Consider the following 12,775-nt stretch of genomic DNA (forward strand, 5'->3'; position numbering starts at 1 on the left):
GAAGCAGGCCCTCGCCCAGCTCGCCGCGGCCTACCCCGACCGGATCAACCCCTACCTGTGACCACCCCGCTTACACAGACAAGTTGACACGCCCGTGGATGTCGTTCCGATCCCGCGGCACCCGCGGCGGATCGGGACCACCGAAGAGAACCAACCATCGACCTGGACACGGGAGGCTCCCATGAAGACCATCCGGACCATCGCATTCATCCTGTTTCTCTGTGCCACCGCGTTCGGCGTCATGTTGACGCTGCACTACCTGCCCATCCCCGAGATCCTGCCCTCTGAGATCACCTCCTGGGTCCCCGCACGGGACACCGCCGACGCCACCTGGCTGATCGTCGGCATGGTGGTCGCCGTCGTCGCGACCGCTGTGGGGTTCTCGGCCAGCCACAAGGCCGTCGAGCGAGAGACGCAGGTGACCTCCTGAGGGGCACCCGATCCACGCGCTGACTGAACATGGAGTGCCCATGACCTCCGAGCACACGTCGGAGACGCGAAGGCTGCGCAGCAGGACGAGCTTCGTCCTGCTCGCAGTCTTCGGTGTTGCCGCCATCGTCGCCCTCCTGACGTCCGCTGTGGAGCCGTGGCCCCCTCTCGTCCTGGCACCCGGCCTCATCGCCGGCCTCTGGCTGCTGTCCCAGTGGCACCGGGAGGTGGCTGCTCCGACGCGTTGGGCAGTGCTCGCCCTGGGCACTCTCACCTGGGCGCTCAGCGCCCTCTGGGATCTGACTCCCCTGGGCGCCCTGGCCTTCGCCCTCGCCGGTGCGCTCGAGGTCATGTGGAGCCGACACGCCAGGGCCGTCGTGACCCTGCTGGTGCTCACTGTCGGGTCGGCGGCCGGCGCTCTCGTGTTCGTCACCGATCCCCAGGCCTTGTGGGTCTATGTCGGCATGGGCGCCCTGCTGACGGGCGTCGCGTGCGTGACCATCCCCGTTTCCCGAATCTCCTTCGACCTCATGCGCCTGCAGGACCAGCGTGCGGAGCAGGAGCGGGCAGCCTCTCTCGATGCCGAGCGGCTGCGCTTCTCCCAGGACCTCCATGACATCCAAGGCCATGCGCTGCACGTGGTGAAGCTCAAGATCGCCGTCGCCCAGCGGATGCTTTCCACGGACACCGACGCGGCCCAGCGGGAACTCGATGAGGCTCAGCAGACCCTGCGCCAGACCATGGCCGAGACCAAGGCGCTGGCACAGGACGGGCACACCTTGACCCTGCGCGGTGAGCTCGCGAACTCCGTCGCGCTGCTCGAGGCCACAGGCATCACCGTCACCACCGACGACGACGGCGGCCCGCGAGGCGAAGAGTTCGAGCATGTGGCCGGCGTCGTGATCAGGGAGGGGACCACCAACATCCTGCGTCACTCCGACGCCCGCAGGGTCGAGATCAGCCTTGCCCCCGGGCACGTGGTGATCTCCAATGACGGTGCGGCCGGTGTCTCCGCCGAGGACCACACGGGAGGGCTGGACAACCTCCGGTCCCGCCTCGCGGGGGTCGGAGGCCGCCTGGACGTCTCCTGTGTCGACGGACGGTTCACCCTCGGGGCACGATGGGAAGCGGACGAGGAGGAGTCGGTGTGAATGACATCAGGATCGTCCTGGCGGACGACGAGAAGCTCCTGCGCACAGCACTGGCCACTCTGCTGGAGATAGAGGGCGGCATCCGCGTCGAGGAGGTGGCCGCCGACGGCCATGAGGCGGTCGAGGCAGTGCGCCGCATCGATCCCGACATGCTGGTGACGGACATGGAGATGCCCGGTCTGGACGGCGTCGCAGCCGTCGCGACGCTCCGCGAGACCCACCCCGACCTCCCCGTGGTGATGCTCACCCGCCACGCCCGTCCCGGGGTGCTCCGACGGGCGCTGAAGGCCGGCGTCGCCGGGTTCGTCACCAAGTCTGCGGAGCCGGAGGAGATCGCCGATGTGATCCGCAGGGTGAACAGCGGGCAACGATGGATCGATCCGGACACCACGGCCCGGGCGATCTCGGACGACTGTCCCCTCACCGACCGGGAGCTCGACGCCCTGCGTGCCACGGGCGAGGGGTACTCCGTGGCCAGGATCGCGCAGCAGCTGCACCTCGCGGAGGGCACGGTCCGCAACTACCTCTCCAGCGCCATGCAGAAGACCCAGACGTCCACGCGCCATGACGCGGCGCGGTTCGCCCGCCGCCACGAGTGGCTCTGACTCCGCGTCTCCCGTCATCTCACAGGACCTCACCACGACGACGGCCCCTCACCCTGGCGGGTGAGGGGCCGTTCGCTGTGGTCGCCGTGCCGTCAGGCCCGGCGGCCGAGGGTCGGGATCAGGCCTGGGCCTGCAGGATCTCCCGCATGAGCTGGGCGGTCTCGGACGGGGTCTTGCCGACCTTCACGCCCGCGGCCTCGAGGGCCTCCTTCTTGGCCTGCGCGGTGCCGGCGGAGCCGGAGACGATGGCGCCGGCGTGGCCCATGGTCTTGCCCTCCGGGGCGGTGAAGCCGGCCACGTAGCCGACGACCGGCTTGGTGACGTGGGCCTTGATGAACTCGGCCGCACGCTCCTCGGCGTCGCCGCCGATCTCACCGATCATCACGATGGCCTGGGTGTCCGGGTCGGCCTCGAACGCCTCGAGGGCGTCGATGTGGGTGGTGCCGATGACCGGGTCGCCGCCGATGCCGATGGCGGTGGAGAAGCCGAAGTCACGCAGCTCGTACATCATCTGATAGGTCAGCGTGCCGGACTTGGACACGAGGCCGATGGGGCCTGAGCCGGTGATGGTGGCCGGGGTGATTCCCGCCAGGGCCTCGCCCGGGGTGATGATGCCGGGGCAGTTCGGGCCGATGATGCGGGTCTTCGGCTTGCCGTCCTCGCCGGTCTTCGACTGCGACAGGGCGAAGAACTCGGCGGAGTCCTGCACCGGGATGCCCTCGGTGATGACCACGAGCAGCGGGATCTCGGCCTCGATGGCCTCGATGGCGGCGTCCTTGGCGAAGGCCGGCGGCACGAAGGCGACGGACACGTCCGCGCCGGTCTTCTCCATGGCCTCCTTGACGGAGCCGAAGACGGGCAGCTCGACGGCGTTGCCGTCCTTGTCCTCGTGGGACACCGTGGTGCCGGCCTTGCGGGCGTTCACGCCGCCCACGATGTTCGTGCCGGCCTTGAGCATGAGGCGGGTGTGCTTGGTGCCCTCACCGCCGGTGATGCCCTGGACGATGACCTTGGAGTCCTTGTTCAGGTAGATCGACATAGCTGTTTCCTCAGTCTTTCCGAACGGTCAGTTCGCGGAGTGGGCGAGCTCGGCGGCCTTGTCGGCGCCCTCGTCCATGGTGGCGGCCAGGGTGACGAGCGGGTGGTTCGCCTCCTGCAGGATGCGGCGGCCCTCCTCCACGGCATTGCCGTCCAGGCGCACGACCAGCGGCTTGGTGGCGGTGTCACCCAGGATCTCGAGGGCCTTGACGATGCCGTTCGCGACCTGGTCGCACGCGGTGATGCCGCCGAAGACGTTCACGAACACGGACTTGACCTGATCGTCGCCCAGGATGACGTCGAGGCCGTTGGCCATGACCTCGGCGTTGGCGCCGCCGCCGATGTCCAGGAAGTTGGCCGGCTTCACGCCGCCGTGCTTCTCGCCGGCGTACGCGACGACGTCGAGGGTGGACATCACGAGGCCGGCGCCGTTGCCGATCACGCCGACCTGGCCGTCCAGCTTCACGTAGTTGAGGCCGTTGGCCTTGGCCTTGGCCTCCAGCGGGTCCTCGGTGCGCTCGTCGACGAGGGCGGCGTGGCCCTCGTGGCGGAACGCCGCGTTGTCGTCGAGGGAGACCTTGCCGTCCAGGGCGAGGATCGTGCCGTCGCCGGTCTTCACCAGCGGGTTCACCTCGACGAGGGTGGCGTCCTCCTTCTCGAAGACCTCCCAGAGCTTCTGGATGACCTCGGCGACGTCGGCGCGCAGCTCCTCGGGGAAGCCCGCCTCGGTGACGATCTTCTGGGCGGTCCCGGCGTCGATGCCGGTCAGCGGGGAGACGGGCACCTTGGCGAGGGCCTCGGGGCGCTCCTCGGCGAGCTGCTCGATCTCCATGCCGCCCTCGACCGAGCACATGGCCAGGTAGGTGCGGTTGGCGCGGTCCAGCAGCACGGAGAAGTAGTACTCCTCGGCGATGTCGGCGCCCTGGGCGATCATGACCTGGTGCACGGTGTGGCCCTTGATGTCCATCCCCAGGATGGCCTTGGCGTGCTCGTAGGCCTCGTCGGCCGTCTTGGCGACCTTCACGCCGCCGGCCTTGCCGCGGCCGCCGACCTTCACCTGCGCCTTGACGACGGTGACGCCGCCGATCTTCTCCGCGGCCGCCTTGGCCTCGTCCGGGGTCTGCGCAACGATGCCGGCCAGCACGGGGACGCCGTGCGCCTCGAACAGATCGCGCGCCTGGTACTCATACAGGTCCACGGTGGTGTGTCCTTCTTGGTCGAAGACAGGGTCTGCCGGCCTCGCCCGCGGGCGCGGCCGACGTCGACGCCCCCTCCGTGGCCGGGCCGGGCGCGGGGGCACGGCGGGGCGGCGGACGGCGGCGTTCCACGGCTCACTGTAGTCCACGCCCCGGGGCGACCGGGGGGTCGGCGGGCCGGTCCCGTCAGCCCTCGACCTTCGTCAGCGGGGCGTAGCGCAGCAGCAGCCGCTTCTGCGCCCCGGTGGCGTCGAAGGTGACGGTCGCGACGGTCTTGTCCCCCGCGCCCGCGACGGCGTCCACGCGCCCCTCGCCGAACGTGGCGTGGGAGACGCGGTCGCCCGGGCTGAGCGCCACGATCTCCTTCTGCGGCTGCACCCGGCTCGGCGCCTTCCCGCGCACCACGCCGGAGGGCACCGTGAGGTCCGCCGGCTCGTCCCCGCGGGTGAGGCGCTGGGGTCGCGCGCCGTCGTCGTCCCGGGACCGCCAGGCCGGCCGGCCGCCCCCGAACCGCCCCGCGTAGCGCGAGGTGCCGGCGCCGGTCAGGCTCAACGAGCCGGCCGAGCGCGTGGTGCCCTCCCGCTCCCAGTCGATGAGCGTCTCCGGGATCTCCCCGAGGAACTGGCTGGGCGGGTTGAACTGGTGCTGGCCCCACAGCGAACGCGCCTCGGCGCGCGTGAGGAACAGGCGACGGCGGGCGCGCGTCAGGCCCACGTAGGCCAGACGACGCTCCTCCGCGAGCTCCTTCTCGTCCGTCATCGAGCGGGCGTGCGGGAACACCCCGTGCTCCATGCCCGTCAGGAACACCACGGGGAACTCGAGGCCCTTGGCGGTGTGCAGCGTCATGAGCGTGACCTGGCCCTGCTGCTCCGCGCGCGCCTCGCCCTCCACGTCCGGGGCCGTGGGCAGCTGGTCCGCGTCCGCCACGAGCGCGACCTGCTCGAGGAAGTCGGACAGGGTGCCGTCCGGGTGCGTCGTCTCGAAGGAGCGGACGACGGCGACGAGCTCGCCGAGGTTGTCCGCGCGGGACTCGTCCTGCAGGTCCTCGGACTCGCGGAGGGCGGCCAGCATGCCGGACTGCTCGAGGACGGCCTCCAGGACGGTGGCCGGGCCGGCGGACTCGGCGACCTGGCCGAGGTCGTCCATCATCTGCACGAAGCCGCGGACGGCCTTGAGCGAGCGGGCGGCCATGCCGGGGGCGTTCTCGGCGTCGCGCAGGGCCGCGGAGAACGTGGAGCGGTTGCGCTCGGCCCACGCGGCGATGGCGCCCTCGGCCCGGTCCCCGATGCCCCGCTTGGGCTCGTTGAGGATGCGGCGCACGTTGACGTCGTCGTCGGGGTTGACGATCACCCGCAGGTAGGCGAGCGCGTCCTTGATCTCCTTGCGGTCGTAGAAGCGCGTGCCGCCGATGACCCGGTACGGGATGCCGCGCGTCACCAGCCGCTCCTCGAGCACGCGGGACTGCGCGTTGGTCCGGTAGAACACGGCGACGTCGGCCGGGCGGATCCCGTCCTCGTCCTGCAGCCGGTCGATGGTGGTGGCGATCCACTCCGCTTCGGCGGACTCGTTCTCCGCGGCGTACCCGACGATCGCCGGGCCCTCCCCCTCGGCCGTCCACAGGCGCTTGGGGCGGCGGTCCGGGTTGCGCTCGATCACCGCGTTGGCGGCGTCCAGGATGGTCTGCGTGGAGCGGTAGTTCTGCTCGAGCTTGATGGTGACGGCGTCCGTGAAGTCCTGCTCGAACTCGACGATGTTGCGGATGTCCGCGCCGCGGAACGCGTAGATGGACTGGTCCGAGTCGCCGACGACGGTCAGCTCGCCGCCGGGGGTCTCCACGCCCTCGGGGTCGCCCGCCGGGCCGGCGAGGAGCCGGATCAGGCGGTACTGGGCGTGGTTGGTGTCCTGGTACTCGTCCACGAGGACGTGGCGGAACCGGCGGCGGTAGTTGTCCAGCACGCGCGGGAACGCCTCGAACATGTGGACCGTCATGCCGATCAGGTCGTCGAAGTCCAGGGCGTTGGCCTGGCGCAGGCGGGCCGTGTAGTCCCGGTAGACGGCGGCGACGGCGCGGCCCCACGGGTCCCCCTCGGCCACGGTGGCGGCGTAGTCGTCCGCCTCCACGAGCTCGTTCTTCAGGGAGCTGATGCGGTTCAGCAGGGCCTTGGGCGCGAAGCGCTTCGGGTCCAGCTCGTGCTGCTTGGCGACGGTGGTGACCAGGCGCAGGCTGTCCGCCGAGTCGTAGATGGTGAACGTGGACTTCAGCCCGATGTTGGCGGCCTCGTTGCGCAGCAGCCGCACGGCGGAGGAGTGGAACGTGGAGATCCACATCCGCTGGGCGGTGGGACCGATCAGCCCGGCCACGCGCTCGCGCATCTCCGCGGCGGCCTTGTTCGTGAAGGTGATGGCGAGGATCTCGTGCGGCCGCGCCCGGCCGGTGGCGAGCAGCCACGCGATGCGGTGGGTCAGCACCCGGGTCTTGCCCGAGCCGGCGCCCGCCACGATCAGCAGCGGCGCCCCCGTGTGGGTCACCGCGGCGGCCTGCTGCGGGTTGAGCCCCGCCACGAGCGACTCGGGAGTGTGCGCCGGAGCGGCCGGGCGGGCGTCCTCGCCCCAGGCCTCGGGGTCCGCGGCCGCGCGCGTGACGGCCGGGGGCACGAGCCCGGGCAGGGCGGTCTCCGGGTCCGCGGGGCGGCGGGTCCGGTCGAGGTTCAGGGGCGTGCGTCCGAGCGCGGAGAAGAGGTCAGCCATGGCGGACCCAGTCTAGGCGGGGCTCCGGACGCGACAGCGGGGCCGCCGTCGTCGCCCCCGCCCCACCCCGCCCGGCCCACCCCACCCCACCCGCACTCTCGAACGTGATGCGGGGCCTATCTCGCGTTCGAAAGTCCCCATGACCCCGATTTCACGTTCGAAAGTGAGCTGGGCGGCGCGGGGCCGGGCCGGCTCGGACGGTCTGGGAGGATGGACCGCGGAGGTGCCCCGTGTCCCAGAAGTCCCGCAAGTCCCGTCCGCGCCCGTCGCGGCCCGCCGCGCGCCCGGTCGCCGAGTCCCCGCGCTCCCGCCCCACGCTGCGTGACGTCAACGTCCGTGAGGACCTCGCCACGGCCGCTGAGCGCGAGGGCAGCCCCGCGATCCCGGTCAGCGCGCTGATCGTGACCACCCTGCTCGTGGGCGCGTACCTCCATCTGCTGGTGCTGCAGCAGATGACCCAGCTCAGCGGCGGCCTGGCGATGCCGGACTCCCTGCTGTTCTACGGGCAGGACCACATCCGTGCGCTCTCCGCGGTCATGGACGAGGACGCCCGCGGCCAGCTGAACTGGGTGCACAAGACGGCCGGCGTGATCTTCCCGATCGCCGTGGCGCTGACGGTCACCGCGGTCGGCGCGTGGCGCCTGCGTCCCGTCGGCGCCAAGTGGGTCGTCTTCGGGCTGGGCGTGCTGTTCGCGGTCGTGGACATCTGCGAGAACATCGCGATCGAGCAGGCCATCGCCGCCGGCGGGCCGGGCGCCGGCCTGGCGGCCGCCCTGACGCTGACCCGCTGGGTCCTGCTCGCGCTGCTCGCGCTGGCGGTGGCCGTGATGCTGTGGGCCGGGCGGCGCCGTCGTCGTGGTCCCGCCGCGCGGGAGGCCTGAGGGGCTCGGCTAGACTCGCTCACCGGACCGACGCGCGGTCCGCGCCCCAGTAGCTCAGTTGGATAGAGCGACCCTCTCCTAAAGGGTAGGCCGTCGGTTCGATTCCGGCCTGGGGCACCCGGGTGGCCGGTCCGGCCGCCGCCTCATTCCGCGTCCGCGAACTGCGTGGTGTAGAGCTCCGCATACCGCCCGCCCGCCGCGAGCAGCGCGGCGTGCGTGCCGCGCTCCACGATCCGCCCGGCCTCGACCACGAGGATCTCGTCCGCACTGCGCACGGTGGAGAGCCGGTGCGCGATCACGATCGCGGTCCGCCCGGCCAGCGCCTCCCCCAGCGCCTCCTGGATGGCGTGCTCGTTGGTGGAGTCCAGCGCCGCCGTCGCCTCGTCCAGCACCACGACGCGCGGGGCCGCCAGCAGCAGCCGCGCGATCGTCATGCGCTGCCGCTCACCGCCGGAGAGGCGGTAGCCGCGCTCGCCGACCACGGTGTCCAGCCCGTCCGGCAGCGCCTCGACCACGGGGCGCAGGCGGGCCCGCTCGACGGCGTCCCACAGCTGCTCGTCCGTCGCGTCGGGGCGGGCCAGCGTCAGGTTGGCGCGCACGGTCTCGTGGAAGAGGTGGCCGTCCTGGGTCACCATGCCCACAGCCCGCTGCAGGTCCGCGAACGCGAGGTCCCGCACGTCCACGCCGCCGATCTCGACGGCGCCGGAGGTGACGTCGTGCAGGCGCGTGACGAGCGAGGCGATGGTGGACTTGCCCGCACCCGAGGAGCCCACGAGGGCCACGGTGGCCCCGGCGGGCACGGCCACGTCGATCCCGTGCAGCACCTCCTCGCCGCCGCGCGTATCCAGCACGGCGACCTCCTCGAGGGAGGCCAGGGACACCTGCTCCGCGGTGGGGTAGGCGAAGCGCACGTCCCGCAGCCGCACAGACAGGGGCCCCTCCGGCAGTGTTGCGGGCCGCGCGGGCTCCGTGATGAGGGGCTCCAGGTCCAGGACCTCGAACACGCGCTCGAAGCTCACGAGCGCGCTCATGATCTCCACGCGGGCGTTCGCCAGCGCGGTCAGCGGCGCGTAGAGGCGGGTCAGCAGCAGGGCGAGGGTGACGACGTCGCCGGCGTCGAGGGTGCCCGCGATCGCCTGGAGCCCGCCCACGCCGTACACGGCCGCGAGCGCGAGCGCGGAGACCAGGGTGAGCAGCGTGGTGAAGACGGCCTGGCGCACGGAGATGTCCACGCCGGTGGCGCGCACGCGGTCCGCACGGCGGGCGAACTCGGCGGACTCGGCGGCGGGGCGGCCGAAGAGCTTGATGAGCGTGGCGCCGGGAGCGGAGAACCGCTCGGTCATCTGGCCGCCCATGGCCGCGTTGTGCCCGGCCCGCTCGCGGGACAGGCCCGCCAGCTTCGAGCCGACCGCCCGGGCCGGCACCAGGAACAGCGGCAGCATCACGAGGGACAGGACGGTGACCTGCCAGCTGGTGGCCACCATGACGCCCAGGGTCAGCGCCACGGACACCACGTTCGCGACGACGCCGGAGAGGGTCCGCGAGATCGCCGACTGCGCCCCGATCACGTCGTTGTTCAGGCGTGAGACGAGCGCGCCGGTGCGGGTGCGCTGGAAGAACGCCACCGGCATGCACTGCACGTGGTCGAACACGGCGGTGCGCAGGTCGTAGATGACGCGTTCCCCCAGCCCGGAGGAGAGCCATTTGGTGAACACGGACAGCGCCGCGTCGAGCACGGCCACGAGGGCGATCAGCAGGGCCAGGCGCACCACGAGCCCGCGGTCCGCGCCACCGGTGATCGCGTTGACGACGTCGCCGGCCAGCACGGGCGAGGCCACGCCGAGCACCGCGCCCACGATGGACGCCGCGACGAACACGATCAGTCGGGTGCGGTACCGGCCCGCGAACGCGATGGTCCGGCGCACCGTGCCGCGGGCGAGGCTCTGCTGGGCGTCGGACTGTCCGCGGGTCATCCGCATCATGGACATCCGTGCCGCCGACTCCATGCTCATGGGCCCCTCCGCTCTCTCGACCGTTCGAGAGTCTAGGAACCGCCGGGCACGGGCGGGCGCGATTCCGCTTCCGGCGTCAGGCCGCCAGGCGCAGGTAGTCCCGCCACGCTTCGGCGGGCCGCTCCAGCTCGCGGATCCGCCACTGGGCCCCGCGCGGGCGCACCGGCTCCACCCGCAGCCGCCAGCCCAGGGCCTCGAGCGAGCGGTCCGCCTTCGCCCCGTTGCAGCGCAGGCAGCAGGCCACGAGGTTCTCCCACGTGTTCTCGCCGCCCCGCGAGCGCGGCCGCACGTGGTCCACGGTGGTGGCGTGGGCGCCGCAGTAGGCGCATCGGTGTCCGTCCCGGCGCAGCACGCCCTTGCGGGAGACCGGGGCCGCGTCCGTGTGGGGCACCCGGATGTACTGGTGCAGCAGGATCACGAGGGGCCGGCCCCACGCGCGGGTGGGGCTGCGCATCGGGTCACCGGCGTCCTCGAGCACGCTCGCCTTGCCGGTGGCCACGAGCAGCAGCGCCCGGCGGTCGGAGACGACCGAGAGGGGTTCGTAGCCGGCGTTGAGGACGAGTGTGCGCATCGGGGGCCTCGGAAGCGTGGGGACACAGGGGCGTCGTGTCTCCACGCTAAACGCGGGTGCATCGGCGCGCCGCGTGTCGCCTGCGGCGGCGGAAGAGGTTCACCGGCCCGTCACCGGGCCATCACGCCCCCGTCACGCACGACGACGGCGCGCCGCGCCTCAGCCGTCGAGACGCTCGACCCACACGTGCGCGGCCGTGGCCTCGGCCAGCTCGAGGGCCCCGCCGTCCGCGGCCGCGCCGTCCTCCGCCTCGCCCTCGACCCGGATGTACCCGGCGTCGCGGGCGGCCTCGGCACGCACCACGCGGCCGGGGGTCACGCCGGCGCCGGCCAGCTGGGCCAGCAGCTCGGGGTCGGTCTGCACGCCCTCGGCCAGCCCGCGGACGCGGAACCGGCCGGCGGTGGCGGCCTCCTCGGAGAGCCGGGCGCCCGCCAGGCCCATGTCGCGGCTCCAGTCCTCGGCGGAGGCCTGCTCGGGCCGGGGCGGGATCGGGGTGCCGTAGGGGGTCTCGGTGGGGTTCTCCAGCAGCGTGAGCAGGCGGCGCTCCACCTGGTCGCTCATCACGTGCTCCCAGCGGCAGGCCTCCTCGTGGACGAGCTCCCACTCGAGGCCGATCACGTCCGCAAGCAGGCGCTCGGCCAGGCGGTGCTTGCGCAGCACGGACACGGCCCGCTCGCGGCCCGCCACGGTCAGCTCCAACCGACGGTCCGCGCCCACGTGCACCAGCCCGTCCCGCTCCATGCGGGCCACGGTCTGGGAGACGGTGGGGCCGGAGTGCTCCAGACGCTCGACGATGCGGGCGCGCAGCGGGGGGATGCCCTCCTCCTCGAGCTCGAGGATCGTGCGCAGGTACATCTCGGTGGTGTCGATCAGATCCGTCATGGCACGTCCTCTTCCCTCGGGCTCTTCGTCCCGGACATCCTAGCGAGGCGTGAGTCACGTGGACGGCCGGTGGTCCCGGGCGCGGGAGAATGGGCGCGACCCGCGACCCCGAAGCGTCAGGAGCACACATGACCTCCCCCGCCGAGATCACCATCCCCCAGGACCTGCTGCCGGCCGACGGCCGCTTCGGCGCCGGCCCCTCCAAGGTCCGCCCCGAGCAGCTGAGCGCGCTCCAGGACGCAGCCGGGCTGCTCGGCACGTCGCACCGTCAGAAGCCGGTCAAGGACCTGGTGGCGAGCGTCCGGTCGGGCGTCGCCGAGCTGTTCTCGGCGCCGGAGGGCTACGAGGTGATCCTCGGCGTCGGCGGCTCCACCGCGTTCTGGGACGCGGCCGCCTTCAGCCTGGTCCGCGAGCGCGCCCAGCATCTGAGCTTCGGCGAGTTCGGCTCGAAGTTCGCCAAGGCCACCGACCAGGCGCCGTTCCTGGCCTCGTCGGACATCCGCACATCCGAGCCGGGCACCCGCCCCGAGCCGGAGGCCGTGGCCGGGGTCGACGTGTACGCGTGGCCGCACAACGAGACCTCCACCGGCGTGATGGCGCCCGTCGTCCGCCCCGCGGGCATCGACGAGGACGCCCTGGTCGTCGTCGACGCCACCTCGGCCGCGGGCGGCCTGCCGGTGGACGTGTCCGAGGCGGACGTGTACTACTTCGCGCCGCAGAAGAACTTCGCGTCCGACGGCGGCCTGTGGCTCGCGCTGTTCTCCCCGCGGGCCCTGGCGCGGGTCGCGGAGATCAAGGAGTCCGGCCGCTGGATCCCGGCGTTCCTGGACCTGGCCACGGCCGTGGAGAACTCCCTCAAGGACCAGACCTACAACACGCCCGCGCTGGCCACGCTCGTCATGCTGGACGCGCAGCTGCGCTGGATGAACGGTCAGGGCGGGCTGGACGCGATGACCGCCCGCACCGCCGACTCCTCCTCGCGCGTGTACGCGTGGGCCGAGGCGTCGTCGTTCGCCACGCCGTTTGTGGCCCGGCCCGAGGACCGCTCCGCCGTGGTCTGCACCGTCGACTTCTCCGACGACGTCGACGCGGCGGCGGTCGCCCAGGCCCTGCGCGCCAACGGCGTGGTGGACGTGGAGCCCTACCGCAAGCTCGGCCGGAACCAGCTGCGGATCGCGACCTTCGCCGCGACCGAGCCCGAGGACGTCGCGGCGCTGCTGCGCTGCATCGACCACGTGGTCGAGCGCCTGGCCTGAGCCGCC

11 protein-coding genes and 1 tRNA gene are annotated in these 12,775 nt (G+C 72.2%); 6 read left to right on the plus strand and 6 right to left on the minus strand.

Annotation, left to right across the window (positions count from 1 at the left end):
• Window positions 1–181: 181 nt before the first annotated feature.
• The 3 genes from ACUW6W_RS10690 to ACUW6W_RS10700 are packed head-to-tail and all read left to right on the plus strand — an operon-like array spanning window position 182 to window position 2,185.
• On the plus strand, window positions 182–430 hold the full coding sequence (locus ACUW6W_RS10690; RefSeq protein WP_060973828.1) for a hypothetical protein: 249 nt from the start codon (window positions 182–184) through the stop codon (window positions 428–430).
• A 40-nt stretch (window positions 431–470) separates the two neighbouring features.
• Window positions 471–1,580, plus strand: a complete 1,110-nt coding sequence (locus ACUW6W_RS10695; protein WP_060973827.1) for a sensor histidine kinase — start codon at window positions 471–473, stop codon at window positions 1,578–1,580.
• A complete protein-coding gene (locus tag ACUW6W_RS10700) occupies window positions 1,550–2,185 on the plus strand; it encodes a response regulator transcription factor (protein WP_230282304.1) in 636 nt (211 codons plus the stop codon). The genes ACUW6W_RS10695 and ACUW6W_RS10700 overlap by 31 nt, the downstream gene beginning before the upstream one ends.
• 118 nt (window positions 2,186–2,303) lie before the next feature.
• On the opposite strand, the gene sucD is transcribed toward ACUW6W_RS10700, so the two are convergent.
• From sucD to pcrA, 3 genes are all read right to left on the minus strand, one after another.
• Entirely contained in the window at window positions 2,304–3,224 is a 921-nt protein-coding gene (sucD, locus tag ACUW6W_RS10705; RefSeq protein WP_454180175.1) for a succinate--CoA ligase subunit alpha, read from the minus strand.
• A 27-nt stretch (window positions 3,225–3,251) separates the two neighbouring features.
• Window positions 3,252–4,421 carry an ADP-forming succinate--CoA ligase subunit beta gene (sucC, locus tag ACUW6W_RS10710; RefSeq protein ID WP_454180176.1) on the minus strand — a complete coding sequence of 390 codons (1,170 nt, stop codon included), beginning with the start codon at window positions 4,419–4,421 and terminating at the stop codon, window positions 3,252–3,254.
• 184 nt (window positions 4,422–4,605) lie between these two features.
• On the minus strand, window positions 4,606–7,167 hold the full coding sequence (pcrA, locus tag ACUW6W_RS10715; protein WP_454180177.1) for a DNA helicase PcrA: 2,562 nt from the start codon (window positions 7,165–7,167) through the stop codon (window positions 4,606–4,608).
• Between the two features lie 230 nt (window positions 7,168–7,397).
• Between pcrA and ACUW6W_RS10720 the strand changes: the two genes are divergently transcribed.
• Both ACUW6W_RS10720 and ACUW6W_RS10725 read left to right on the plus strand, forming a co-directional pair.
• Window positions 7,398–8,048 (plus strand): hypothetical protein, encoded by a 651-nt coding sequence (locus ACUW6W_RS10720; protein ID WP_256837037.1) that lies wholly within the window; start codon window positions 7,398–7,400, stop codon window positions 8,046–8,048.
• A gap of 43 nt (window positions 8,049–8,091) precedes the next feature.
• Window positions 8,092–8,165 (plus strand) — tRNA-Arg (locus ACUW6W_RS10725).
• 26 nt (window positions 8,166–8,191) lie between these two features.
• Here ACUW6W_RS10725 and ACUW6W_RS10730 read toward each other — a convergent pair.
• The 3 genes from ACUW6W_RS10730 to ACUW6W_RS10740 all read right to left on the minus strand — a co-directional run bounded on the left by ACUW6W_RS10730 (window position 8,192) and on the right by ACUW6W_RS10740 (window position 11,513).
• Window positions 8,192–10,060, minus strand: coding sequence for an ABC transporter ATP-binding protein (locus tag ACUW6W_RS10730; RefSeq protein ID WP_454180178.1), 1,869 nt, complete (start codon window positions 10,058–10,060; stop codon window positions 8,192–8,194).
• Window positions 10,061–10,136: 76 nt separating this feature from the next.
• Window positions 10,137–10,631 carry an HNH endonuclease gene (locus tag ACUW6W_RS10735; protein WP_036382503.1) on the minus strand — a complete coding sequence of 165 codons (495 nt, stop codon included), beginning with the start codon at window positions 10,629–10,631 and terminating at the stop codon, window positions 10,137–10,139.
• 159 nt (window positions 10,632–10,790) lie between these two features.
• Window positions 10,791–11,513, minus strand: coding sequence for a metal-dependent transcriptional regulator (locus tag ACUW6W_RS10740; protein ID WP_020628347.1), 723 nt, complete (start codon window positions 11,511–11,513; stop codon window positions 10,791–10,793).
• Between the two features lie 128 nt (window positions 11,514–11,641).
• Here ACUW6W_RS10740 and serC point away from each other — a divergent pair, with 128 nt between their 5' ends.
• Window positions 11,642–12,769: a phosphoserine transaminase gene (serC, locus tag ACUW6W_RS10745; protein ID WP_063190191.1), complete on the plus strand. Its 1,128-nt coding sequence runs from the start codon at window positions 11,642–11,644 to the stop codon at window positions 12,767–12,769.
• Window positions 12,770–12,775 lie beyond the last annotated feature (6 nt).

It is taken from the genome of Micrococcus sp. 093350064-1, from assembly GCF_053627955.1.